This window comes from Breznakiella homolactica, assembly GCF_016616095.2.
GTDB lineage: Bacteria > Spirochaetota > Spirochaetia > Treponematales > Breznakiellaceae > Breznakiella > Breznakiella homolactica.
The window spans coordinates 3,862,951-3,883,700 of the sequence record NZ_CP067089.2 but is presented as its reverse complement, the minus strand read 5'-3'; the positions used below and the strand labels follow the sequence as shown (position 1 = coordinate 3,883,700).

The 20,750-nt window shown below is 52.7% G+C and carries 35 protein-coding genes; 4 read left to right on the top strand and 31 right to left on the bottom strand.

The genetic code is table 11. From position 1 onward, the window contains the following. Nucleotides 1-3: 3 nt before the first annotated feature. On the bottom strand, nucleotides 4-1,494 hold the full coding sequence (locus tag JFL75_RS17540) for a tetratricopeptide repeat protein (RefSeq protein WP_215627971.1): 1,491 nt from the start codon (nucleotides 1,492-1,494) through the stop codon (nucleotides 4-6). Further along, nucleotides 1,491-1,880 carry a hypothetical protein gene (locus JFL75_RS17535; RefSeq protein WP_215627970.1) on the bottom strand — a complete coding sequence of 130 codons (390 nt, stop codon included), beginning with the start codon at nucleotides 1,878-1,880 and terminating at the stop codon, nucleotides 1,491-1,493. The genes JFL75_RS17540 and JFL75_RS17535 overlap by 4 nt, the downstream gene beginning before the upstream one ends. A gap of 303 nt (nucleotides 1,881-2,183) precedes the next feature. Here JFL75_RS17535 and JFL75_RS17530 point away from each other — a divergent pair, with 303 nt between their 5' ends. Genes JFL75_RS17530 through JFL75_RS17515 form a run of 4 tightly spaced genes read left to right on the top strand, consistent with a single transcriptional unit; the run spans nucleotide 2,184 to nucleotide 6,365 of the window. Next, complete coding sequence (locus tag JFL75_RS17530) at nucleotides 2,184-2,354, top strand: hypothetical protein (RefSeq protein WP_215627969.1); 171 nt, start codon at nucleotides 2,184-2,186, stop codon at nucleotides 2,352-2,354. A 1-nt stretch (nucleotide 2,355) separates the two neighbouring features. After that, nucleotides 2,356-3,441 carry a peptide chain release factor 1 gene (gene prfA, locus JFL75_RS17525; protein ID WP_215627968.1) on the top strand — a complete coding sequence of 362 codons (1,086 nt, stop codon included), beginning with the start codon at nucleotides 2,356-2,358 and terminating at the stop codon, nucleotides 3,439-3,441. After that, nucleotides 3,438-4,310, top strand: a complete 873-nt coding sequence (gene prmC, locus JFL75_RS17520) for a peptide chain release factor N(5)-glutamine methyltransferase (RefSeq protein ID WP_215627967.1) — start codon at nucleotides 3,438-3,440, stop codon at nucleotides 4,308-4,310. The genes prfA and prmC overlap by 4 nt, the downstream gene beginning before the upstream one ends. Before the next feature lie 30 nt (nucleotides 4,311-4,340). Then, nucleotides 4,341-6,365, top strand: coding sequence for a RelA/SpoT family protein (locus JFL75_RS17515; protein WP_215627966.1), 2,025 nt, complete (start codon nucleotides 4,341-4,343; stop codon nucleotides 6,363-6,365). 75 nt (nucleotides 6,366-6,440) lie between these two features. Here JFL75_RS17515 and JFL75_RS17510 read toward each other — a convergent pair whose 3' ends face one another. The 29 genes from JFL75_RS17510 to rpsJ form a co-directional block, all read right to left on the bottom strand. Continuing rightward, nucleotides 6,441-6,620, bottom strand: a complete 180-nt coding sequence (locus JFL75_RS17510) for a hypothetical protein (RefSeq protein ID WP_215627965.1) — start codon at nucleotides 6,618-6,620, stop codon at nucleotides 6,441-6,443. A 14-nt stretch (nucleotides 6,621-6,634) separates the two neighbouring features. Beyond that, the gene (gene rplQ / locus JFL75_RS17505; protein ID WP_215627964.1) at nucleotides 6,635-7,183 is read right to left on the bottom strand and encodes a 50S ribosomal protein L17; all 549 of its coding nucleotides are present in this window, start codon (nucleotides 7,181-7,183) and stop codon (nucleotides 6,635-6,637) included. Further along, nucleotides 7,173-8,228 (bottom strand): DNA-directed RNA polymerase subunit alpha, encoded by a 1,056-nt coding sequence (locus JFL75_RS17500; RefSeq protein WP_215627963.1) that lies wholly within the window; start codon nucleotides 8,226-8,228, stop codon nucleotides 7,173-7,175. The genes rplQ and JFL75_RS17500 overlap by 11 nt, the downstream gene beginning before the upstream one ends. Before the next feature lie 9 nt (nucleotides 8,229-8,237). After that, nucleotides 8,238-8,873, bottom strand: a complete 636-nt coding sequence (rpsD, locus tag JFL75_RS17495) for a 30S ribosomal protein S4 (protein WP_215627962.1) — start codon at nucleotides 8,871-8,873, stop codon at nucleotides 8,238-8,240. A 15-nt stretch (nucleotides 8,874-8,888) separates the two neighbouring features. Next, nucleotides 8,889-9,272 carry a 30S ribosomal protein S11 gene (rpsK, locus tag JFL75_RS17490; RefSeq protein WP_215627961.1) on the bottom strand — a complete coding sequence of 128 codons (384 nt, stop codon included), beginning with the start codon at nucleotides 9,270-9,272 and terminating at the stop codon, nucleotides 8,889-8,891. A 12-nt stretch (nucleotides 9,273-9,284) separates the two neighbouring features. After that, nucleotides 9,285-9,650: a 30S ribosomal protein S13 gene (rpsM, locus tag JFL75_RS17485; RefSeq protein WP_215627960.1), complete on the bottom strand. Its 366-nt coding sequence runs from the start codon at nucleotides 9,648-9,650 to the stop codon at nucleotides 9,285-9,287. 14 nt (nucleotides 9,651-9,664) lie between these two features. Beyond that, nucleotides 9,665-9,778 carry a 50S ribosomal protein L36 gene (gene rpmJ / locus JFL75_RS17480; protein ID WP_215627959.1) on the bottom strand — a complete coding sequence of 38 codons (114 nt, stop codon included), beginning with the start codon at nucleotides 9,776-9,778 and terminating at the stop codon, nucleotides 9,665-9,667. Nucleotides 9,779-9,952: 174 nt separating this feature from the next. Further along, on the bottom strand, nucleotides 9,953-11,284 hold the full coding sequence (secY, locus tag JFL75_RS17475) for a preprotein translocase subunit SecY (RefSeq protein WP_215627958.1): 1,332 nt from the start codon (nucleotides 11,282-11,284) through the stop codon (nucleotides 9,953-9,955). A 23-nt stretch (nucleotides 11,285-11,307) separates the two neighbouring features. Next, entirely contained in the window at nucleotides 11,308-11,778 is a 471-nt protein-coding gene (rplO, locus tag JFL75_RS17470; RefSeq protein ID WP_215627957.1) for a 50S ribosomal protein L15, read from the bottom strand. After that, a complete protein-coding gene (rpmD, locus tag JFL75_RS17465) occupies nucleotides 11,778-11,963 on the bottom strand; it encodes a 50S ribosomal protein L30 (RefSeq protein ID WP_215627956.1) in 186 nt (61 codons plus the stop codon). Before rpmD ends, rplO begins: the two co-directional genes overlap by 1 nt. Before the next feature lies 1 nt (nucleotide 11,964). Continuing rightward, a complete protein-coding gene (rpsE, locus tag JFL75_RS17460) occupies nucleotides 11,965-12,498 on the bottom strand; it encodes a 30S ribosomal protein S5 (RefSeq protein WP_215628645.1) in 534 nt (177 codons plus the stop codon). 8 nt (nucleotides 12,499-12,506) lie between these two features. After that, the gene (gene rplR, locus JFL75_RS17455) at nucleotides 12,507-12,869 is read right to left on the bottom strand and encodes a 50S ribosomal protein L18 (protein WP_215627955.1); all 363 of its coding nucleotides are present in this window, start codon (nucleotides 12,867-12,869) and stop codon (nucleotides 12,507-12,509) included. A gap of 10 nt (nucleotides 12,870-12,879) precedes the next feature. Next, the gene (rplF, locus tag JFL75_RS17450) at nucleotides 12,880-13,419 is read right to left on the bottom strand and encodes a 50S ribosomal protein L6 (protein ID WP_215627954.1); all 540 of its coding nucleotides are present in this window, start codon (nucleotides 13,417-13,419) and stop codon (nucleotides 12,880-12,882) included. Between the two features lie 10 nt (nucleotides 13,420-13,429). Further along, nucleotides 13,430-13,828 (bottom strand): 30S ribosomal protein S8, encoded by a 399-nt coding sequence (gene rpsH / locus JFL75_RS17445; RefSeq protein WP_215627953.1) that lies wholly within the window; start codon nucleotides 13,826-13,828, stop codon nucleotides 13,430-13,432. A 14-nt stretch (nucleotides 13,829-13,842) separates the two neighbouring features. Continuing rightward, the gene (locus JFL75_RS17440; protein WP_215627952.1) at nucleotides 13,843-14,028 is read right to left on the bottom strand and encodes a type Z 30S ribosomal protein S14; all 186 of its coding nucleotides are present in this window, start codon (nucleotides 14,026-14,028) and stop codon (nucleotides 13,843-13,845) included. A 9-nt stretch (nucleotides 14,029-14,037) separates the two neighbouring features. Further along, nucleotides 14,038-14,589 (bottom strand): 50S ribosomal protein L5, encoded by a 552-nt coding sequence (rplE, locus tag JFL75_RS17435; protein ID WP_215627951.1) that lies wholly within the window; start codon nucleotides 14,587-14,589, stop codon nucleotides 14,038-14,040. Further along, nucleotides 14,589-14,915: a 50S ribosomal protein L24 gene (gene rplX, locus JFL75_RS17430; RefSeq protein ID WP_215627950.1), complete on the bottom strand. Its 327-nt coding sequence runs from the start codon at nucleotides 14,913-14,915 to the stop codon at nucleotides 14,589-14,591. The genes rplE and rplX overlap by 1 nt, the downstream gene beginning before the upstream one ends. A gap of 144 nt (nucleotides 14,916-15,059) precedes the next feature. Beyond that, complete coding sequence (gene rplN, locus JFL75_RS17425) at nucleotides 15,060-15,428, bottom strand: 50S ribosomal protein L14 (protein ID WP_215627949.1); 369 nt, start codon at nucleotides 15,426-15,428, stop codon at nucleotides 15,060-15,062. Between the two features lie 11 nt (nucleotides 15,429-15,439). After that, the gene (gene rpsQ, locus JFL75_RS17420) at nucleotides 15,440-15,712 is read right to left on the bottom strand and encodes a 30S ribosomal protein S17 (protein ID WP_215627948.1); all 273 of its coding nucleotides are present in this window, start codon (nucleotides 15,710-15,712) and stop codon (nucleotides 15,440-15,442) included. 11 nt (nucleotides 15,713-15,723) lie between these two features. Further along, entirely contained in the window at nucleotides 15,724-15,921 is a 198-nt protein-coding gene (gene rpmC, locus JFL75_RS17415; RefSeq protein WP_215627947.1) for a 50S ribosomal protein L29, read from the bottom strand. Between the two features lie 23 nt (nucleotides 15,922-15,944). Then, nucleotides 15,945-16,370, bottom strand: coding sequence for a 50S ribosomal protein L16 (gene rplP / locus JFL75_RS17410; RefSeq protein WP_215627946.1), 426 nt, complete (start codon nucleotides 16,368-16,370; stop codon nucleotides 15,945-15,947). Between the two features lie 3 nt (nucleotides 16,371-16,373). Continuing rightward, nucleotides 16,374-17,078 (bottom strand): 30S ribosomal protein S3, encoded by a 705-nt coding sequence (gene rpsC, locus JFL75_RS17405; RefSeq protein WP_215627945.1) that lies wholly within the window; start codon nucleotides 17,076-17,078, stop codon nucleotides 16,374-16,376. 1 nt (nucleotide 17,079) lies between these two features. Next, entirely contained in the window at nucleotides 17,080-17,442 is a 363-nt protein-coding gene (gene rplV / locus JFL75_RS17400; protein WP_215627944.1) for a 50S ribosomal protein L22, read from the bottom strand. Nucleotides 17,443-17,450: 8 nt separating this feature from the next. After that, nucleotides 17,451-17,732, bottom strand: coding sequence for a 30S ribosomal protein S19 (gene rpsS / locus JFL75_RS17395; protein WP_215627943.1), 282 nt, complete (start codon nucleotides 17,730-17,732; stop codon nucleotides 17,451-17,453). 9 nt (nucleotides 17,733-17,741) lie between these two features. Then, a complete protein-coding gene (gene rplB / locus JFL75_RS17390; protein ID WP_215627942.1) occupies nucleotides 17,742-18,572 on the bottom strand; it encodes a 50S ribosomal protein L2 in 831 nt (276 codons plus the stop codon). Nucleotides 18,573-18,594: 22 nt separating this feature from the next. Next, nucleotides 18,595-18,879 (bottom strand): 50S ribosomal protein L23, encoded by a 285-nt coding sequence (gene rplW, locus JFL75_RS17385; protein WP_215627941.1) that lies wholly within the window; start codon nucleotides 18,877-18,879, stop codon nucleotides 18,595-18,597. Further along, nucleotides 18,876-19,547 (bottom strand): 50S ribosomal protein L4, encoded by a 672-nt coding sequence (rplD, locus tag JFL75_RS17380; protein WP_215627940.1) that lies wholly within the window; start codon nucleotides 19,545-19,547, stop codon nucleotides 18,876-18,878. Before rplD ends, rplW begins: the two co-directional genes overlap by 4 nt. A 9-nt stretch (nucleotides 19,548-19,556) precedes the next feature. Then, nucleotides 19,557-20,177, bottom strand: coding sequence for a 50S ribosomal protein L3 (gene rplC, locus JFL75_RS17375; RefSeq protein ID WP_215627939.1), 621 nt, complete (start codon nucleotides 20,175-20,177; stop codon nucleotides 19,557-19,559). A gap of 217 nt (nucleotides 20,178-20,394) precedes the next feature. Next, nucleotides 20,395-20,703, bottom strand: a complete 309-nt coding sequence (rpsJ, locus tag JFL75_RS17370; protein WP_215627938.1) for a 30S ribosomal protein S10 — start codon at nucleotides 20,701-20,703, stop codon at nucleotides 20,395-20,397. Between the last annotated feature and the right edge of the window lie 47 nt (nucleotides 20,704-20,750).

Here is a 20,750-nt window from a genome sequence, read left to right as displayed (position 1 = left end):
TCTCTACTGAATAGTGAAATAATACCGTTCCAGGTACGCGATGCGCCGCCGGGCATCGTCGTACCGGGGGCTTTGAGGATATTCCTGGATAAGCCGGCGGTAGTATCCCACCGCGGCGCGGATATCCCTGTTAGGTCCGTTTGCCTCCAGCAGCTGGCCGTAGAGCCACCAGGCTTCGTCACTTCCCGAGGGGAACCGCTCCCTGAATTGGTCCAGAATATACAGCGCTGATCCTACCCGTCCGGCGTCGAATTCCTCTTGAGCTTTGGTAATATAGAAATCCGGTGGGGAATCAGCGGGAATGGCTATCCCCCCATCGGGCTGGGAAGTCTCCGGAGCGGCCGCCGGTGACACCGGAGTCACCGGTACAATCCCGTCATCGTATCTTTCCGCCGGCTGAGCTCCGGAAGCCGCAGCACTTTCGGGAGAAGCCGGAGAAGAGGCCTGCTCCGGCAATACCGGAACCGTATCCGCCGCCGTTCCCGCAGCGCCGGAAGTGTCCGGGGTTTCTTCCGCCGGGGAATTCCGGTACCGTTCCTCATCGGCCGCCGACAGGGGCCACCGCGGCTCCGCCACAACCCTGCCCCGGTCCACCGGCGCATTAAACCACCCGGCTCCGGAAATTTCAGGGGCTTCCCCGATAATTACCTTAACATGGTCGTTGAGAATATAATCCCGGATAAAATCCTGTTTATAGAATTTAAGGGAATAGGTTCCCGGGGCTTCCGCCCTGAAGATAAAGCTTTGACCTTCCTGATCGAGCCGCCGGGAATCATAGGCAATCCCTCGCCGGGAACTCAGCTCGCCAAGATAGACCCATCCCGTCCCCCGGAAGGGAATTTCTATCAGCTGCCCCACCGTGGCCCGGACGGTGCGGGAATATTCGATCTGCCCGTCATCGATAACCGGAGGAGGCGACGCCGGAGTTTCGGGAATGGGGTTAACCGGAACCGGCAGCGGCTCCCGGACCGGCGAGATCCCGTCGTCCGGTTCCGCGGGGCGTATAAACCAGGGCGGAGACGGATCCTGTCCCGGTCCGCCGCCGGACGTGCCGCCGGGAGAACTGTCCCCGGACTCTCCGGAGCCGTCCGGAAGCTGGCCCGGACCAGCCGGCGGCTTATCTTCCGGCGAAAGAACCGAAAGGGCGTCACCGTCGGGTACAGGTTCCTGGACCGGGAACGGTTCATCGGGAGCCTCCGCGGGGGGCGGCTCTTCGGGATTTACTTCAGCAAATGAATATGAAGGTTCCAGCAGCTCGCCCTGATACGGAATCAGTATCGGCTCTTCAGGAGGGAACACCACAGAAGGTTCATCATCGTCCCGGAATTCTTCGGCGGGTTCTTCCGGATAATCAGCCCCGGGCTCCGGGAGGTCCATGACCGCTTCATTCCCGGCGCCGGCTGTTTCGTCAGGCTGGACTTCAGGGGAAGATTTGCAGGAAAACAGCAATACAGAGGCAGCACACAAAAGCGCCGGGAAAACCCGTTTAATCATGGTATCTTCTCCATCAATTCATCAACTGCGGAACCGATCCGTTCACTCCATAGGTCCGAGTTTTTCCCGGGATCCGTCCAGTAGGGAATATCCGTATCCCCCTGGGGGAACCTGCGGGGAATCCTGTCGAGCTCTACTCCGGGAATAAAATCGGGTTCATCGGGCCAGAAAAGATCGTCCTGGTTTACCGGCATTGGACCGAACCGGTCCGCCAGGCCCCTGGCCTCTTCCTGCCGGGAATTCCGGCCGTTATTCAGCACCACCAGCATCAGTATCAGGCTGAAAATGAGGATACAAAGGCCAGCGCCCGCGCCGATCAGAAAAAAACGCGGTTTTTCCGTGATCAGGGCTTTCAGTTTTTCCCACTGTTCCCGCAAATTCAGCATAGTTTAATTGTAACAAAAAAAACGGATTTCCGATAGCGGAATTCCGGACAACCGCGGTATACATAGAATTCTTCACAAAAGCATGGAAATATCGATCCCGGGGGTCCCGTCTGATGGGAGAGCGTTTCAAGCAGTACGGTACCGGCAGCCGGTAATTCCGCCGTTTTGCTTCTCATTCCATATTACTACAGCGGATGACCCGCGGCAAACCTCTAAAAAGTATAAAAAACATTTTTACACAATTTATAAAAATGTCAAAAAACACCGATTGCGAAATAATTCCACATCTGGTATTATTAAGGTATGGAAGTAGAAATCAATCCCCGGGGGAACGGTGCCTGTCCGCTGTGCAGCCAGAATGGCACCTGCAGAGTCCAGAATACCATTTTAAAGGCCATGGAAGCGTTTTCAAACAAGGACAATCCCATGGAAATAGTGGTTTATTCCTGTCCTCTTTTTCAGGAGAAAACCTGAGGTGAATGAACGTTTAGCATCCCTTCTCCAGAGGTACGATAACCTGAGCGGAGAAATTCAGGATCCGGAACTGGTTAAAGACCAGCAGAAATACCGGACCCTTATGAAGGAATATTCACAGCTTTCGGAAGTTTCCGCGGCTTATCAGGAAACAGAAACCCTCACCGCCCAAATGGAAGACGCGAAAACCCTGGTCCAGGATGAGAAGGACCCGGAAATGCGGGAGCTTGCCCGGGAGGAACTGCGGGAACTTGAAGAACGCCTCACCGAAGCCGAAGACCGGCTGAAATTTCTCCTTATTCCCCGGGATCCCCTGGATGAAAAAAATATTATCATGGAAATCCGCGCCGGAACCGGCGGCGATGAGGCGGCCCTTTTCGCGGCGGACCTCTACAGAATGTATTCCCGGTACGCGGAGACCAGGGGCTGGAAATTCGAGATAATGAACTCCAATGAAACCGAACTCGGCGGATTTAAGGAAATAATCTTTTCCATAAACGGCAGCAATGTCTATGAAAACTTCCGGTACGAGTCCGGGGTCCACCGGGTACAGCGGGTACCCTCGACCGAAACATCCGGACGGATCCATACATCCGCGGTCACCGTGGCGGTTCTTCCCGAGGCGGATGAAACCGAAATCGATATCCGCCAGGAGGATCTCCGCATCGATGTAATGCGCGCCGGCGGTCCCGGAGGCCAGTGTGTAAACACCACCGATTCGGCGGTACGCATAACCCACCTGCCATCGGGACTGAGCGTCCACTGCCAGGACGAAAAAAGCCAGATCAAAAACAAAGCCAAGGCCATGCGCATACTCCGGGCCCGGATCTATGAAATGGAAGAAGCCAAAGCCCATGCCGAACGGGCGGAGGCCCGCAAGAGCCAGGTAGGCAGCGGTGACCGGTCGGAGCGGATCAGGACGTACAATTTCCCCCAGAACCGCCTGACAGACCACAGAATAAACCTTACTTTATACAAACTCGACCTCATTATGCAGGGGGATATTCAGGAAATGCTGGATGCCCTCAAACTCCACGCCCGGGAAGAACTGCTCCGGGCTTCCAGCACCGCAGCGACGGCGTCATGACCCGCGGGGAAGCCCTTTCCCAAGGGACAGCCCTGCTTGCCGCCGCCGGTATCGGAACACCCCGGCTCGATGCTTCACTGATACTTGCGGATATTCTCGGCATCGACCGTTCCTACCTTCTGGTACATGACGGCATGGAACTTCCGGAAGAAAACCAGACCATTTTTGACGAACATATACAGCGGCGTATTGCCGGGGAAAATGTGGCCTATATAACCGGACACAAGGAGTTCTGGGGGCTGGATTTTTTTATTACCCCCGATGTGCTGGTTCCCCGGCCGGATACGGAAATCCTGGTTGAGGCGGCCATCGCGGAAATCCGGAAGATGCCGGCGGCTTCCCGGACCGGACCGCTGCGGGTGCTCGATCTCTGCACGGGATCAGGAGCGGTAGCCGTTGCGGTAAAGCACGAAATACCGGATATTTCCGTTTCAGCCTCGGATATTTCAGAAGCCGCACTTGCGGTCGCGGAGGAAAACGCCCGGAGACTTCTCGGCGGAAAACCGGAAAGCCGCTCTATCAGCTTCTTCCGGAGCGACCTTCTGCGCAGCCTGCCGGGAAAATTCGATCTCATTGTTTCGAATCCGCCCTATGTCCCCGGAAGCATGATCTCCGGACTGGACAGGGAAGTCAGGCATGAGCCGCGGCTCGCCCTGGACGGCGGAGCGGACGGCCTCGATTACATCCGGCGCATTATCGCCGAAGCCCCTGAAAAGATGAATTCCCCGGCGAAGCTGCTCCTTGAAGCCGACCCTAGACAAATGCCCGCCATTGCCGTGATACTGGGAGAACACAGGTATACCGACATTGAAGTTCACCGGGATCTGTCAGGGAAGGACCGGGTAATCGGCGCGGCTTTTCCGGATTAACGGTTTTCCGCCGAGGGGAAACGCGTAACCATGGAAAAATATATTTCAGACTTTACGGCAAAAATTGAACCCTATCCTCCGGAAGAACGGGACCGGATTCTCCGCGCGGCCCGCTGGGCAGAGGAGATCCATGCCGGGCAGAAGCGGGCATCCGGCGAACCCTATATCATCCATCCGCTGGGGGTCGCGTCAATTCTCATTGACCTGCACCTGGACAGTGACGCCGTGACTGCGGCGCTGCTCCACGGAGTTCTGGACAATACCGGAACGACCAAGGAGGCGATTGCCGAACGGTTCGGCGATACGGCGGCGCTTTTGGTGGAAGGTGTTTCGGAAATCGCCGATATTTCCGCGAAGAACAAAACAATCCAGGAAGCCGAGAATATCCGGAAAATGCTTTTTGCCATGGTCAAGGATATCCGGGTAATCCTTATCAAACTGGCGGATAAACTCCACAACATGCGGACCCTTGACCACCTGCCGCCGGAACAGCGGAAACAGCGGGCACAGGAATGCCTGGATATCTACGCTCCCCTGGCGGACAGGCTCGGTATTTCCTGGCTCAAGGATGAACTGGAAGACCTTTCCCTCAAACAGCTCAACCGGGAAGCCTATCTCCAGATAAAAGAAATAGTTTCCCTTAAAAGGGACGAGCGGAACCAGTTCCTCGAAAAAGTGCAGGACGCCATCCGCGGGGAGGCCGCGGTCTCGAATATCCCCATCGAGGTAAAAAGCAGGGCCAAGCATTTTTATTCAATTTATAAAAAAATGCGGAAGCGGAATAAAAACGCCGGGGATCTCTATGACCTGTTCGGAATCAGGATACTCTGCGACAGTATAGAAAACTGTTATACCCTGCTCGGCATTGTCCACAGGTTATGGAAACCAATCGACGGCCGGTTTAAAGATTATATCGCCATGCCCAAGGCTAACGGTTACCAGAGCCTCCATACAACGGTTATGTCCTATGACGGAAAACTTCTCGAAATTCAGATCAGAACCTTTGAGATGGAACGGACCGCTGAGTACGGTGTCGCCAGCCACTGGCTTTACAAAAAAGGAAGCACTTCGGAAATTGTCCGTCCCGAAGACCTGTCCATTGTTAACCGTCTTAAAACCTGGAACCTATCGGAACAGGAACCGGATAATTCCGCGGGATTCCTGGAGGATATTAAACGGGAAATACTGAAAGATTCAATTTATGTATTTACCCCCCAGGGCAAGGTGATTGAACTGCCCGCCGGGGCGACTCCCATAGACTTCGCCTATTACATCCATTCCGATATCGGCGAACACTGTATGGGCGCGAAGGTGAACGGCGCCATTGTGCCTCTTTCGTCGGAGCTTCGGAATACCCAGGTGGTGGAAATCCTGACCGCACCCAGCGCGCACCCAAACCTCAACTGGCTCAGGGCGGTAAAGACATCCAAAGCGCGGAGCAAAATCCGGTCCTGGCTGGTTCAGCACGACGATTCCCTTATTATCGAAAAGAACGTGGTGGCGAAAAAGAAGCCGCCGCTTCCGTCCGCTGAACCACAGCACGCGGCGCCCGAGGCGAAACCCGCCGAACTCATCCAGCAGCGGGTGATAAACGAACAGGTTCTGGATGCCCAGGTACTGCATGTCAAGGTTGAGGATGAAAAAAACATGATGATCCGCTTCGCCCGGTGCTGCCACCCGGTTACGGGGGATCCCATCATCGGATACGTTTCCCGGGGCCGGGGAATCATCATACACCGGGAAAACTGCAGCAATCTCAAAAACATCCCCGATTTTGCGGAACGGAAAATATATGTGGAATGGGAAAACGCCACATCCCTTCTGGTTAAACGGTTCAAGGTTGAAGCGCGGATGGCTACGGATCTTTTTTCCGAAATCGAAGGCGCGGTGCGCAAACACCAGGGGCATCTCATAGAAGGCCGCCTTGAGGAAAGCGGCAGCAACCATCTGACGGGTTTTTTCACCATGCAGCTTGAAAAGCAGAACGACCTGAAACTTATCTTAAAGAACATCCGGAGCATACCGTCGGTATTCAGTATCCAGACACTGGCATAACCTGACCAGCGAATAAAAAAAGCCTTAAAAACCAGCGGCTTTTAAGGCTTTCGAATACAGCTGTTACAGCTTCTATTATACGCTTTTCGTTCCGTGTTTGATCGCGGCCTTGCAGGTTTTGCAGATTTTCACTTTTGTTTCACCCGATTCCTGCTCATACAGAACTTTGATGTTGGACCGCTTGCAGACGGGACATTCACCCCGTCCGCGGGAAGGAAGTTCACGGATACCTTTTCCTCTGTGTGCTTTAGACATATTCTTCTCCTCCCCTATTCAGCCTTTTCCGCATCGGAAACTTCGGGTTTTTCAGCTTTGGGCGCCTTAGCGGCGGGCTTTGCAGCTTTGGCTGGTTCCTTTTTCTCGGTCTTGGCCTTTTCCTTGGCTGCTTTGGGCGCCGCGGCTTTCTTGGCAGGCTGCTTCTTGGCCTTTTTATCCTTGTCTTTGGAATCGCCGGTGTCGAGCTGGTAATCCACGAGCTCGAGGATCACGATTTCCGCCGCGTCCCCGGCGCGCTCGCCAAGCTTGATGATCCGGGTATAACCGCCGGGCCTGTCCTGCATACGGGGAGCAATGATCGTAAACAGCTTCGCCACAACCCCTTCATCATAGAGACGGCTCGAGACAAGGCGCCGGTTGTGGACGGAATCCACCTTTGCCCGGGTGATCATTTTTTCCGCGCTCCGGCGGATTTCAAGGGCCTTCGCTTTAGTGGTCCTTATCCTTTCATATCTGAATAAGGACGTAACCATGCTGCGATGAAGGGCTTTCCTGTGGGCCGAAGTCCGTTCAAGGGGATTAAATCCGCGTTTATGCTTCATCTTTATCTTCCTTATCCGGGGTAATCTTTACCGCGTTCTTCAGGACATTCATGTCCGTGATGCCGAGGCCCAGGTTCCATTCCTTAAGTTTTTCCTTAATTTCCTGGAGGGATTTTTTGCCGAAGTTTCTCGTCTTGGCAATATCGTCCTCGGTTTTCCGGGTCAGTTCCCCAATGGTCTTAATATTCGCGTTCTTCAAACAGTTCGAAGACCTTACGGAAAGTTCCAGTTCCTCCACCGGAGTGTTGAGGATCTGCCGGATCCGCTCGTCGTCTTCATCGAGATCTTCCTCGGTTCCGAGGTTATTTTCGTCAAAGTTGATAAAAACCGAAAAATGATCCTTGGCGATCTTGGCCGCTTCCGCAAGGGAATCGTCGGGCTTAACCGTTCCGTCGGTCCAGATCTCAAGCACCAGTTTGTCGTAGTCACTGCGCTGGCCGACCCTGGTGGGTTCCACCGCGAATTTGACCTTCTTCACGGGTGTGAAAATCGCATCCATGGGGATTGTACCGATTACATCCACGTAGCGTTCGTTCACCTCGGAAGGAATATACCCACGGCCGAGATCAACCTGGATCTCGAATTCCACATGGGCGTCATCCATAAGGGTCATAATGTGCTGGCCGGCACTCAGTACTTCAACCTGTCCGGTGCGTTCGAAATCATCACTTTTGATTTCGCCTTTTCCGGACCATTCATACAGGAGTATATCCTGCTCCACGTCTTCGGGAAGCCGGAGACGGATCTGTTTGAGGTTGTTGATTACCTCCAGAGTATCCTCAACGATATTTGGAATCGTTTCAAATTCACTGGAAACGCTGTGGGGAACCCCGTCGGCGTCATAGGACGTAATCTTAACCGCAGTGATCGCATACCCCTGGATCGATGAGAGGAGAACCCTTCGCAAGGTATTTCCCACTGTCGTTCCGAATCCCGGTTCGAAAGGGGCGGCGATGAACTTGCCGTAATTCGGCTTGAGTTCACCGTGCTCAAAGGTGATGCCTTTGGGACGTTTGAATCCTTTAAGCAGGTTCTTACGGGCCATGGGTGCTCCTTATTTTGAATATAATTCGACGATCATCTGCTCTTTGATGTCCGCCAGATCGGTTATATCGCTGCGGCGGGGAATTGCCATGAAGGTTCCCTTCATGGTGTCAGGGTCGAGCTGCAGCCAGGGCATAACTCCTGATTTGCCGAATTCCTTAAGAGCTTCTTTGATGACCACCATATTTTTGCTGGGTTCCTTAATTTCAATAACATCATTGGGTTTGACCAGGAAAGAAGGAACATTAACACGCCGGCCGTTTACGGTGACATGACCGTGCAGAACAATCTGACGGGCCTGGCTTCTGCTTGTGGCAAAACGCATCCGGTACACGACGTTGTCAAGTCTGCGTTCCAGGAGAATAAAAAGGTTCTCACCGGTGATGCCGGAAGTGCGCAGAGCCCGGTCAAAGAAAAGGCTGAACTGTTTTTCCTGCATTCCGTATATTCTCTTGAGCTTCTGTTTTTCCCTGAGCTGGAATCCGTAATCAGAGCGTTTTCCGGGCCGTGCTTTGGGATCCTTTCCCGGGGCCGGCCGTTTTCTATTAATGGGACACTTGTCGCTTTTGCACCGGTCACCTTTGAGCATCAGTTTCTTCTGCTCAGTCCGGCATAAACGGCAAACTGGTCCTGTATATCGTGCCATAACTTCTCTCCCTTCTTAGATACGCCTGGTTTTCCGCGGACGGCAGCCGTTGTGCGGAATCGGGGTTACATCATTGATGGACCGGACTTTAATTCCCAGAGCGCCAAGCTGCCGGATTGCCGATTCACGGCCGATTCCGGGACCCTTAACGTAAACATGCACTTCCCGGAGCCCGACCTGCATAGCCTTCTGGGCCGCGATCTCGGTTACCGACTGGGCCGCAAAGGGGGTCGATTTTTTGGCGCCCCTGAATCCCAAACCGCCGGAGCTCGCCCATGAAATAGCGTTGCCCATAAGGTCGGTGATAGTTACGATGGTATTATTGAACGTAGCCTGAATGTAAACGTTCCCTTCATATACGGACTTCTTCTCTTTCCGTTTCTTGGTATTAGCAGCCACTGTTTCCTCCGCCTATTTCTTCTTGCCGGCAACGGTCTTTTTCTTACCCTTCCGGGTCCGCGCGTTTGTCCGGGTCCGCTGGCCGCGCAAGGGCAGGCCTTTCCGGTGCCGGAGGCCGCGGTAACAGCCGATATCCATAAGCCGTTTGATGTTCAGGGCTATCTCAGTCCGTAAACGGCCTTCAACCTTGTATTCATTTTCAATGAGCTGCCGGAGTTCGTTGAGTTCCTCCTGGGACAGGTCATTGATGAGCCGCATGGGATCGATCTTGGCCTTGGCGCAGATTTCATCGGCGCTGGACCGGCCGATCCCGAAGATATAGGTCAAAGCAATGTTTACGTGCTTGTTAGGGAGGTCAACCCCTGCTATACGAGCCATAGATACAACACCCCCTAGCCTTGTTTCTGTTTATGCTTTGGATTCTGACAAACGATACGGATTATACCGTTCCGCTTAATCACTTTGCATTTATCGCAAATAGGTTTTACACTTGTCCGGACTTTCATCCTTCTTTTCTCCCTTGTAAGTAACTTACAATTAGTTCCGTACAAGAATCCGGGCTTTTTGTAGATGAGGGCAGCCCGGATCTTTCGGTAATATACTATTAAAGCGAATTTTTTCCGATTCGCCTAGGGCTTTCCGCCGAAAAATGAAATATGCACATTTTCCGGCCGGCGGCCCTACAGGTTCCGACCCCTGAGTTTACCTTTTTTCGTAAGCCCGTCATGGTGGTGCATCTTAAGAAGCGCCTCAATCTGGCTCATGGTATCCAGGTCAACCCCGACCATAATCAGCAGTGATGTACCGCCCATAAGGTAGGAGATTGAAGGCGGAAAGTTGAACAGCCTCTGGATAATGGTCGGAAGAACCGCAATGACCGCCAGGTACAATGACCCGGGCAGAACAATACGGTTCAGGATCTTGGTCAAATACTCTTCAATCCTGTCGGTCCTGATTCCGGGAATGGAACCGCCGTTTTCACGGATATTCTTGGCTATTTCAATGGGATTCAGGCTGACCTGAGTATAGAAATAGGCGAAGAATACGATGAGCAGAACGTAGAGTACATTGTAAAGCACACCCTGGGGGTTCAGCGCCCGGGAAACTGCCGCGAGCCAGGCAACATTACCGCCGATGGTGGATGCGATCTGCAATGGAAACGTCAATATGGATGACGCAAAAATTACCGGAATAACTCCGGAGGGATTGATCTTAAAGGGTATGTAGGTATTCTGGGCGCCGTACATCTTGCGTCCGACCACCCGTTTTGCGTAATGCACGGGGATTTTCCGCTGCCCCTGCTGCTCGAACACAACCAGGGTTACGATGGCCACAAACATGACGAATACAACAATAACGAATACGAGATTGAGATCCCCGCTCCGGACCCGGGTAATGAGTTCCCACACTGCCTGGGGAAGCCGTGCCACGATACCGGCAAAGATCAGCAGGGATATACCGTTTCCGATACCCCGTTTGGTAATCTGTTCGCCGATCCACATAAGGAACATGGTTCCCGTGGTGACCGTCATCATGGCAATCAGGGTGAACGAAAGCATGGGCATGGTAAGCAGATCTTCCACGGTCCGTGAAATACTCTGGGCGTATTGGGTGACCGCGAAAGACTGGATAAGACAGACCACAACCGTACCGATGCGCTGGTATCCCTGGATTTTTTTCTTGCCGCCCTCTTCCTCGGATATTTTCTTAAGCCTGGGGAAGACGATAAGCAGAAGCTGCATGATGATGGACATGGAGATATAGGGCATTATACCCAGCATGAACACCGAGAAATTGGAGAATGCACCGCCGGCAAAAAAGTCGAGGTAATCTATAATGGCATTCCCGGAATTCTGCATGGATAAAAAGTAAGCGTTCAGCGCCCGGACATTGATGCCCGGAATGGGAAGCACCGTCCCGAGACGGAAGACGATGAGCATCAATGTGGTAAACAGTACCCGCTCGCGAAGCTCCTTAACCCTAAAAATACCAACCAATGCATTGCTAGCCATGAAACATCCCTATATAAGGCGCTTTACGCGTCGGCTTTATCGCCGCCGTTTTCGGCGGCGGCAACGGAACCGCCTGCTTTCTCAATCTTCTGCTTAGCCGATGCGGACATGGCAACAGCGGTAAAGTTGAGTTTCTTGGTGAATTCCCCGTCTCCGAGGATCTTAACCGGCACTGTTCCCTTAGCGAGCCCTTTCTGTATCAGAGTAGCCGCATCAACGGTTTCCCCGTCACTGTACCGCTTTTCGATTTCTCCCAGATTGATTACCTGGAATTCCTTCTTAAAGGGATAGTTTGAAAAGCCCCGGTGCGCGAGACGCCGGTACAGGGGCATCTGTCCGCCTTCAAAACCAACGTAGGTTTTTCCGCCGGAACGGGCTTTCTGCCCCTTATTGCCTTTCCCGGAGGTGGTTCCCCTTCCGGAACCCTGGCCGCGGCCGACAATACGCTTCTTTTTATTGGCGCCTTCGGGGGCGCGCAGATCAAAATCGTGCATTATTTAATCTCCTCCACCGCCACCAGATGCGCCACGGTCCTGACCATGCCTAAAATGGCGGGGGTGGCTTCCTGTTCGGTGGTTGATCCGATCTTCCGCAGACCCAATGACCTAACGGTCGCCCGCTGCTTGGGAAGGGTTCCTATGGTACTCCGTACAAGCTTGATCCGTATCTTCTGTGCCATATTAACCCCACAGTTCCTTCAGGGATTTGCCCCGGTTCTTGGCTATGGTCTTCGCGTCCATCATTAAACTGATGCATTCAAAGGTTGCCTTAACCACGTTGTACTGGTTGTTAGCGCCGATGGATTTGCTGAGCACATCGGTTACGCCGCCGGCTTCCATGATGGCCCGCACGGGTCCCCCGGCGATGATTCCGGTACCGGAACAGGCGGGTTTGAGCAGTACTTCCGATGATTTAAAGATTCCCCGGATTTCATGGGGGATCGTTCCATTTTTAATGGGAAGTTTAACGAGGTTCCGCTTGGCTTTGTCGATGCTTTTCCGGATCGCTTCGGAAACGTCATTGGCCTTTCCGAATCCGTAACCGACATTGCCCTTGCGGTCGCCCACTACGGTGAGGGCTGAAAAGGAAAACCGGCGGCCGCCCTTAACGACCTTTGCGGTGCGGTTAAGCTTGACGAGCTTCTCCACGAATTCCTTTTCTTCGTATTTTCTGTCCCTGTTATCTCTGTCTCTGTTGTCCCTTGAGTGTTCCATCATGCCCCCTAGAACTGGATCCCGGCTTTCCGGGTTCCGTCGGCCATCGCTTTAACCAAACCATGGTACAGGTAGCCGTTCCTGTCGAAAATCACCGTCTTGATGTTTTTCTCCAGAAGCCGCTTTCCCATGATTTCTCCAAGCTGGCCGGCTCCTTCCACATTCCGTTTGATCTTCTTCAAATCCTTTTCAAGGGTTGAAGCCGAAGCGAGAGTATGTCCCTTTGTATCGTCGATAATCTGTATGGACAGGGATTTATTGCTCCGGGTCACGGTCATACGGGGCCGTTCGGCGGTACCGGAAATACGCTTCCTGATATGAATTTTCCTCTTAAGCCGCTTTCTGTCTTTTTCGACCATTTTTCGTATCATAGCTTAAATCCTATTTAACGCCGGACTTACCGACTTTCCTTCTGATCTGTTCATCTTCATACCGGATACCCTTGCCCTTATAGGGTTCGGGAAGCCGGAGCTTACGGACTTCGGATGCGAACTGGCCGACCCGCTGCTTGTCGATTCCGCTGACGGAAACTTTTCCGCTGCCGTCGGCGGTCACGGTGAGGTCATCGGGGATTCCGACATACACATCATTTGAGTAGCCCAGGTTCATCACCAGGAGTTTACCCTGGACTTCCGCCCTGAAACCGACGCCGGTTATGACGAGAACCTTGGTGAATCCCGAGGAAACTCCCACCACCATATTGTTAAGCAGATTACGGTACAATCCGTGGAAAGCCCGGGTCTGCTTTTCTTCATTTACCCTGCTGACAACAATCTCATCCCCCTGGGGGTCAAAGGTTATCACCGGGTGGTACTGCTGGGTTAATTTTCCCTTGGGGCCTTCAACGGTCATCACATCATCCTGGAAGGTGACCTTGACGCCCTGAGGAACCTTAACCGGTATTTTTCCTATACGCGACATAGCTTCCCTCTTACCAGACTGTGCAGATAACTTCGCCGCCGACTTTCTTTTCCGCGGCTTTTTTTCCAGTGGTAACACCGATCGAGGTTGAAACGATCAGGGTTCCATATCCGTTGAAAACCCTCGGCATATTCTTGTATCCGGCATACACCCGGCGTCCGGGTTTGGACACCTTTTCGATACCGTGAATAACCGGTCCGGTTCCTTCATCGTATTTCAGGAAAACCCGGATAGTATTGGCCCCATCCTGGGTAATCTTCTTGAAGTTCTTGATATACCCTTCCGTCTTGAGGATCTTGACGATCTCAAGCTTCAGCTTGGAGGTAGGGATATCGACTTTTTCATGCTTAGCCAATCCGGCGTTCCGGATTTTGGTCAGCATATCCGCAATGGGATCTGAAACGCTCATCCTGTACTCCTACCTTACCAGCTTGATTTGGTGACGCCGGGGATCAGCCCTTCGCTTGCGAGCTTGCGGAAGCAAAGGCGGCACATCTCATATTTCCGCAGATAGCCCCTGGCTCTTCCGCAGATCCGGCATCGGTTAACTTTTCTTGTTTTATATTTAGGCGTCCGCAGAGCCTTAATAATCATCGATTTTCTTGCCATGTATTCCTCCTACTTCCTGAAGGGCATACCGAACTTTGCCAGGAAGGCCTTAGCCTCGGCATCGGTTTTCGCCGAAGTAATTATGGCGATATTCAGTCCGGCAACACGCTCAATTTTATCGAAGTCGATCTCAGGGAAAATAATCTGCTCGGTAATACCGAGGGAATAATTTCCATGGCCATCGAACGCATTCTGATTAACACCCCGGAAGTCCTTAACACGGGGCAACGCAACATTTACCAGACGGTCCATGAATTCGTACATCATGGCACCACGGAGGGTTACCTTGGCTCCGATTTCCTGGCCTTCACGGATTTTGAAGTTTGCAATGCTCTTGCGGGCCTTGGTTTTAACGGCCTTCTGACCGGTAATGATGGTCAGATCAGTAATAGCCGCGTCCAGCAGCTTTTTGTTCTGAAGAGCTTCGCCTACGCCCATGCTGACGACGATTTTCTCAAGCTTCGGCGTCTGCATCGTCGATTTGTATCCGAACTCCTTGAACATTTCGGGAGCGACCTGCTCCTTATAAATCTTCTTGAGCCGCGGTTCGTAGTTCTTCATTATAACGCCTCTCCGCACTTTCTACAGACCCGGGTCTTTTTGTCCCCGTCAAGCTTGTACCCGATCCGGGTGGGTCCGCATTTTTTACATACGATCATCACGTTTGAACTGTGGATCGCAGCCTCAACTTCAACGATTCCGCCGCGGTCCTGCTGGCTCCGGCGCTTCATCGCTTTTTTTACGATATTGGCGCCTTCTACGATGACCCGGTCCTTGGCGCGGAGGATTTTTAAAACCCTTCCCCGCTTGCCCTTGTCTTTGCCCGCAATGATCTCAACGGTATCTTCTTTCTTTATCTTGAACTTATGTTCTGCGTTTGCAGCCATATACCGCTCCTTCTTCTGTATGCGGCCCTATGGCTGCACACACCATCACTTTCCTCTTAAACAGCGCCTTCTTAAGCCCTGTTCTGCGTGCGGACGAATGACCGCACATTCCCTGTTTTCCCGTACACAGAGTCCGCAGGACTCTTAGAGCACCTCTGGTGCGAGGGAAACGATTTTCATATAATCCATTTCCCGCAGCTCCCGGGCGACGGGTCCAAAAATACGCTTGCCCTTGGGGTTCATATTCGCGTCGATGATAACACAGGCGTTGTCATCAAACCGGATATATGTGCCGTCGGGGCGGCGGTATTCCTTGTGAATCCGCACCACGATGGCTTTTTCAACGGAACCTTTTTTTATCGCTGATCCGGGAAGTGCATCCTTCACGGCCACAACGATAATGTCACCGATGCTGGCATACCTGCGCTTTGAACCGCCGAGTACTTTAATACACTGAACGGTTTTGGCGCCGGAATTGTCCGCCACGTTAAGGTATGATTCTACCTGTACCATTACTGCGCTCCTTACCGTGCCTTTTCGACAATCTCCGCCAGCTTCCAGCATTTTTCCTTGCTGATAGGACGGCATTCCACGACTCTCACCCGGTCGCCGATATTCGCCTCATTTTTTTCATCATGGGCTTTTACCTTTTTTATCCGGGTAATGTACTTCTTATACAGAGGATGCAGGGTTTTGGTCGCGATGGCCACAACAATGGTTTTTTCCATTTTGTCGCTTTTTACGATTCCCACAAACTCTTTCTTGCCACTTTTGGCCTTAACAGTCTGCTCTGTCACGCTTTGCTCCTTTACGCCTTCGAAGCCAGTTCGTGCTGCCGGATCAAGGTATTAACCCTGGCAATCTGCCGGCGCATGGTACGCTTCTGCAGCGGATTGTCCACATGACCGATAACTACCTGGAAGCGAAGTTCCATATATTTCTTGTTGAGCTCGTCCCGTTTTGCCTTGAGCTCAGGCAAGGTCAGATTCTTAAACGAATTCTTCATAACCTGTTCCTTTACTCGTACGGTTACGCACCCAGCTCAAAATCGGAGCGGGCGACGAACTTTGTCTTAATCGGAAGCTTCGATCCGGCCAGATGCATTGCCTCTTCGGCAAGGGCCCGGTCAACGCCGCCAAGTTCGAACATGATTGTTCCCGGCTTTACCACGGCAACCCAGTATTCCGGAGCTCCCTTTCCCTTTCCCATGCGGGTTTCCGCAGGTTTCTTGGAAAACGGCTTATCCGGGAAGATGCGGATCCAGATTTTTCCGCCTCTCTTGATATGACGGTTCAGCGCAATACGGGCGGCTTCTATCTGCCGGTTGGTAATCCACATCCGGTCCATGGCGACCAGTGCGTAGTCGCCGAAGGATATTTTGTTTCCCCGGGTGGCATTACCGGGCATATTGCCCCGCTGTACCTTACGATGTCTTACACGCTTAGGACTCAGCATACCTTAACTCCTCGCGGGGGCGCGTTCACGCCGCTTCCGGACCAGGACGCCCGCGTCTTCTTTTTGTTCTTTGCCGTACTTCATTCCGTTGTATACCCACACCTTTATGCCGATGACCCCGAAGGTGGTCATGGCTTCGGCAAATCCGTAATCAATGTCGGCCCGGAGTGTATGGAGCGGAATTCTTCCTTCCTTGGCTTCCTCGGTGCGGGACATTTCAGCGCCCCCGAGCCGGCCGGAAAGACGGACTTTAACTCCCTGGGCATTGCCCTTTTTGATGGCGTTGGTAATCGCCTGCTTCATGGTCCGCCGGAAGGACGACCGCGCCAGAAGCTGCCGGGCGATATTCTGGGCAATTATCTGTGCGTTATTGTCGGCGTTCCGTACTTCCTTGATCTTGATCTGAATCTTTTTGGAAACGAACTTCTGCAGTTCGGCGCCGATCTTTTCGATGTTCGCGCCTTTGACGCCGATGATAACACCAGGCCGGGCGGTATGAATCACAATGGTGATCCGCTGGGGGTGCCGGATAATTTCCAGCTCAGCGATGTCGGCGCCCTTGGTCTCGGGCATATTCAGAATAAACTTCCGCAGCTTAAGATCTTCATGAAGAGTATTCGCGTACTCCTTGGGATCCACGTACCAGCGTGAAGCCCAGGTCTTATTGATGCCGATCCGGAGTCCGATTGGATTTACTTTTTGACCCACTTTATTCCCCCGCCTTTCCGGTTTCGTCCACTACCACGGTAATGTGGCACATTCTTTTGAGAAGCATATCCGCACGGCCCCGGGCGCGGAACCATACACGCTTCAGCCTGGGACCTTCATCAATCATGATCTCCCGTACGTAGAGCATGTCTTCATCCAGCTGTTTGTTTCTGTTCAGCGCGTTGGAAGCGGCGGACTTAACGGTCTTCCGCACAAGCTTGGCACCCTTGTGGGGCATATTTTCCAGAATGGACATTGCCTCGGGATAGGGTTTGCGGCGGATCAAATCGGCCACCGGCCGGACCTTATAGGGGGACGCTATAAGGAACTTTGTTACTGCTCTGTAACCGGTTTTAGTTTCCATATATCATCCTACCTCTTTCCGGCCTTTTTATCGGAACCCGCGTGCCCCCGGAAAATACGGGTGGGCGAGAATTCCCCCAGTTTATGGCCGACCAGATTCTCGGTTATGTAGACGGGAACCCAGGTTTTACCGTTGTATACGGAAATCGTTCCGCCGACCATCTCAGGAATGATGGTGGAACAGCGGGAATAGGTTTTAATCATCTTCCGGTCCCCGCTTTTGGCCATTTCCAAAACTTTCTTGTACAGACTCTTCTCAATGAAGGGCCCTTTCTTGATAGATCTTGACACCCTTCTCTCCTATTTTTTCTTCCCGCGGCTTACAATAAACCGTCCGGAAGGCTTGCTCTTGTTCCTGGTTTTATATCCTCTGGTGGGCTTGCCCCAGGGGGTAACCGGATTCCGACCTTTGTTGCGGCCTTCACCGCCGCCGTGGGGATGATCCACCGGGTTCATGGCGGTACCGCGCACAGTGGGACGGATACCCATCCAGCGTTTGCGGCCGGCTTTGCCGAGGTTCACGTTCATGTGATCTTCATTCCCTACGATACCAATGGTAGCGTAGCATTTTTTGAAGACCATCCGCATTTCCCCGGAAGGGAGTCTGAGGGTGACATAGTCCCCTTCCTTTGCCGCGATCATTGCGCTGGTTCCGGCAGAACGGGCCATCTGACCGCCCCTGCCCAGGGTCAATTCAATATTATGAACCGTAAAACCCACAGGGATATTTTCCAGAGGGAGAGCGTTGCCCGCTTCGATCGGAGCCTCGGGGCCGCTCATTATTTTCGCGCCCTCCGCCAGACCCCGGGGTGCGAGAATATACCGCTTGTCGCCGTCGGCATACTGCACCAGGGCGATATTGGCGCTCCGGTTGGGATCGTACTCAATGGTAACGACCGTACCGGGAACCCCAATTTTGTCCCGCTTAAAATCGACAGTCCGGTAACGGCGTTTATGTCCGCCGCCTTTGTGCCAGACACTGATGCGTCCTTTGGCGCCCCGCCCGGCTTTTTCGGACCGGCCGGAGGTAAGGGACTTTTCAGGCTCGGCGTTTTTGGTAAGCCCTGAATAATCGAGGCTTACCCGCTGCCGGAGACCTGGTGTTATAGGCTTATACGTTTTTATTCCCATATATGTACCCTAAACTCCGTTTCTATACGCCTTCGAAGAGGCTGATTTTTTCGTCCTTGCGGATCCGAACAATTGCCTTCTTCCAAGTTGCGGTATAACCGGCTTTATAGCGCTGCCGCTTGGGCTTGCCGCCGACCACCATAATCGTACAGGAAACAGGATGCACATTAAAAAGCCTGCGCACCGCTTCCTTTACCTGTGTTTTATTTGCTGAAGGATCAACCTTAAATACGTACTTTCCTTCTTCGCGCATGGAATTCGCTTTTTCGGAAAGCACCGGTTCGATCAGGATCTTTTCGTAGATCATTCTGCGGCCTCCGTTTTCTTGTTAGCCGCGCCGTCTGCTTTTTCTTCGGCACCGTAAAAGACACTCAGGTTTTTGGCTGCCGATTCCAGCATGATCACCCGGCGTCCGTAAAAGAGATCGTGGGCCCGGAGGCGGTTATACGAAAGGAAGCTGAGCCAGGGAATATTCGCCCCGGCCTGTTTAACCTTCGGGTCGTCATCCTTGAGAATGATAACCGTCCGCTCTTCGGATCCGAACTTCTTCAAGAGTCCGGCTAAATCCTTGGTTTTCCCCGATTCAATGGAAAAATCCTCGATAATTTTCAAACTGTCGCTCTGGGCTTTAAGACTGAGGATGCTCTTCATGGCAAGCCGTTTGGCTTTTTTAGGCATGGCATAAGAAAAATCCCTCGGCTTGGGTCCGAATATGGTTCCGCCGCCCACCAGAATGGGGGATTTTTTATCACCCCGTCGGGCACGGCCTGTGCCCTTCTGTTTATAGGGCTTTGCGTTTGAACCATGAACCTCGGCGCGGCCTTTGGTACTTGCCGTACCCAGGCGCTTATTGGCAAGTTCATTGTTTATGGCATACCAGATAACATCTTCATTCACCGGAAGGCCGAATACGGTCTCATCCAGATCAATCTTCCTCAGTTCCTTGCCGTCAATGGAATACACTGTCCGATTCATTGCTTCCCTCTACTTCTTCACCGCTGGCCGGACCACCACGGTTCCCTTGTTAATACCGGGAACGGCGCCGTGCACCATGATGAGCTGGTTATCAACGTCAACTTTGACGACCCTGAGGCTGAGGACAGTGACCCGCTCCCGACCCATACGGCCAGGCATCTTTACATTTTTGAAAGTCCGGCTGGGAGACGTAGCCTGCCCGGTAGATCCGGGTTCACGGTGAAACTTGGACCCGTGTGTATTGCGTCCGCCGCCGAAACCCCAGCGTTTCACAACGCCCTGGAATCCCTTACCTTTTGATACGCCGGTCACATCCACATAGCGGCAGTCCTCGAAGAGCTCCACCCCCAGGGAATCACCCACGGCGCATTCCTTTTCGAAATCCCGGAATTCCCGGATACGCTTTTTAGGCGCAATATTCTCCGGGAACTGGCCGGCATAGGGCTTGCTTGCCCTATTCTGCTTCATGTCGTCCACCCCGAGGACCACGGCGGAATATCCGTCCTTGTCCGGGGTTTTCTGGGCGATGACAATATTCGGATCGATGCGCATAACCGTCACAGGAATGAGGTTACCGTCATCGTCGAAGACCTGTGTCATGCCCACTTTCTTGGCCATTAGACCCAACATCTGCCAACTCCAATACGCACGTTATCCCGAGGTCCCGGGACCGTCTGCGAACCAAAAACAATCTTCGATTGTTTTTGGTTTTTGAAGTTTTAATCTGGGATTAAAACTTCAGTGATTAACGTAAAAATCCAACGGATTTCTTTTGCAAGTATCAGTATGGAGTTTTTAATCTTAAAGATTAAAAACTCCGGAAAATCAAACAATAAAAGCGCAGCTGTTATTGTTTGATTTCAACATCAACCCCTGCAGGAAGCTCCAGCTTCATCAGGGAATCCATTACTTCGGCGGAAGGATTGATAATATCGATCAGCCGCTTATGGGTCCGCATTTCAAACTGCTCGCGGGCCTTTTTATTAACATGCGGCGAACGAAGCACTGTCACCTTATTAATCCGGGTTGGAAGGGGAATGGGACCGGTTACTTTCGCTCCCGCCTTCTGCACCGTCTGAACGATGGACTTCGCGCTCTGATCGATCAATTCAACGTCGAAACCGCGCAGCCGCACGCGAATTCGTTCCTTTGTCATTATTCCTCCAGGGAGACAGGCACCGGCTTGCAGCCAATGCCTGTCCG

Bases quoted from the DNA above. Each gene is read 5' to 3' on its own strand.
- prmC (WP_215627967.1), top strand. From the start codon at position 3,438: ATGACCCGCGGGGAAGCCCTTTCCCAAGGGACAGCCCTGCTTGCCGCC.
- rplQ (WP_215627964.1), bottom strand. From the start codon at position 7,183: ATGAAGCATAAACGCGGATTTAATCCCCTTGAACGGACTTCGGCCCAC.
- rpsE (WP_215628645.1), bottom strand. From the start codon at position 12,498: ATGGAACACTCAAGGGACAACAGAGACAGAGATAACAGGGACAGAAAA.
- rplD (WP_215627940.1), bottom strand. From the start codon at position 19,547: ATGAATCGGACAGTGTATTCCATTGACGGCAAGGAACTGAGGAAGATT.
- JFL75_RS17515 (WP_215627966.1), top strand. From the start codon at position 4,341: ATGGAAAAATATATTTCAGACTTTACGGCAAAAATTGAACCCTATCCT.
- rpmC (WP_215627947.1), bottom strand. From the start codon at position 15,921: ATGAAGAATTCGTTTAAGAATCTGACCTTGCCTGAGCTCAAGGCAAAA.
- rpmD (WP_215627956.1), bottom strand. From the start codon at position 11,963: ATGGCACAGAAGATACGGATCAAGCTTGTACGGAGTACCATAGGAACC.
- JFL75_RS17530 (WP_215627969.1), top strand. From the start codon at position 2,184: ATGGAAGTAGAAATCAATCCCCGGGGGAACGGTGCCTGTCCGCTGTGC.
- rplN (WP_215627949.1), bottom strand. From the start codon at position 15,428: ATGGTACAGGTAGAATCATACCTTAACGTGGCGGACAATTCCGGCGCC.
- rpsD (WP_215627962.1), bottom strand. From the start codon at position 8,873: ATGGCACGATATACAGGACCAGTTTGCCGTTTATGCCGGACTGAGCAG.
- rplO (WP_215627957.1), bottom strand. From the start codon at position 11,778: ATGCACGATTTTGATCTGCGCGCCCCCGAAGGCGCCAATAAAAAGAAG.
- rplR (WP_215627955.1), bottom strand. From the start codon at position 12,869: ATGATACGAAAAATGGTCGAAAAAGACAGAAAGCGGCTTAAGAGGAAA.
- rplB (WP_215627942.1), bottom strand. From the start codon at position 18,572: ATGGGAATAAAAACGTATAAGCCTATAACACCAGGTCTCCGGCAGCGG.
- rplP (WP_215627946.1), bottom strand. From the start codon at position 16,370: ATGCTGAGTCCTAAGCGTGTAAGACATCGTAAGGTACAGCGGGGCAAT.
- JFL75_RS17510 (WP_215627965.1), bottom strand. From the start codon at position 6,620: ATGTCTAAAGCACACAGAGGAAAAGGTATCCGTGAACTTCCTTCCCGC.
- rpsJ (WP_215627938.1), bottom strand. From the start codon at position 20,703: ATGACAAAGGAACGAATTCGCGTGCGGCTGCGCGGTTTCGACGTTGAA.
- rpmJ (WP_215627959.1), bottom strand. From the start codon at position 9,778: ATGAAAGTCCGGACAAGTGTAAAACCTATTTGCGATAAATGCAAAGTG.
- rplE (WP_215627951.1), bottom strand. From the start codon at position 14,589: ATGAAGAACTACGAACCGCGGCTCAAGAAGATTTATAAGGAGCAGGTC.
- rpsH (WP_215627953.1), bottom strand. From the start codon at position 13,828: ATGAGCGTTTCAGATCCCATTGCGGATATGCTGACCAAAATCCGGAAC.
- JFL75_RS17535 (WP_215627970.1), bottom strand. From the start codon at position 1,880: ATGCTGAATTTGCGGGAACAGTGGGAAAAACTGAAAGCCCTGATCACG.
- rplF (WP_215627954.1), bottom strand. From the start codon at position 13,419: ATGTCGCGTATAGGAAAAATACCGGTTAAGGTTCCTCAGGGCGTCAAG.
- JFL75_RS17540 (WP_215627971.1), bottom strand. From the start codon at position 1,494: ATGATTAAACGGGTTTTCCCGGCGCTTTTGTGTGCTGCCTCTGTATTG.
- rplC (WP_215627939.1), bottom strand. From the start codon at position 20,177: ATGTTGGGTCTAATGGCCAAGAAAGTGGGCATGACACAGGTCTTCGAC.
- secY (WP_215627958.1), bottom strand. From the start codon at position 11,284: ATGGCTAGCAATGCATTGGTTGGTATTTTTAGGGTTAAGGAGCTTCGC.
- rplV (WP_215627944.1), bottom strand. From the start codon at position 17,442: ATGGAAACTAAAACCGGTTACAGAGCAGTAACAAAGTTCCTTATAGCG.
- rplX (WP_215627950.1), bottom strand. From the start codon at position 14,915: ATGGCTGCAAACGCAGAACATAAGTTCAAGATAAAGAAAGAAGATACC.
- rplW (WP_215627941.1), bottom strand. From the start codon at position 18,879: ATGATCTACGAAAAGATCCTGATCGAACCGGTGCTTTCCGAAAAAGCG.
- JFL75_RS17500 (WP_215627963.1), bottom strand. From the start codon at position 8,228: ATGGCCCGTAAGAACCTGCTTAAAGGATTCAAACGTCCCAAAGGCATC.
- rpsM (WP_215627960.1), bottom strand. From the start codon at position 9,650: ATGGCTCGTATAGCAGGGGTTGACCTCCCTAACAAGCACGTAAACATT.
- JFL75_RS17440 (WP_215627952.1), bottom strand. From the start codon at position 14,028: ATGGCAAGAAAATCGATGATTATTAAGGCTCTGCGGACGCCTAAATAT.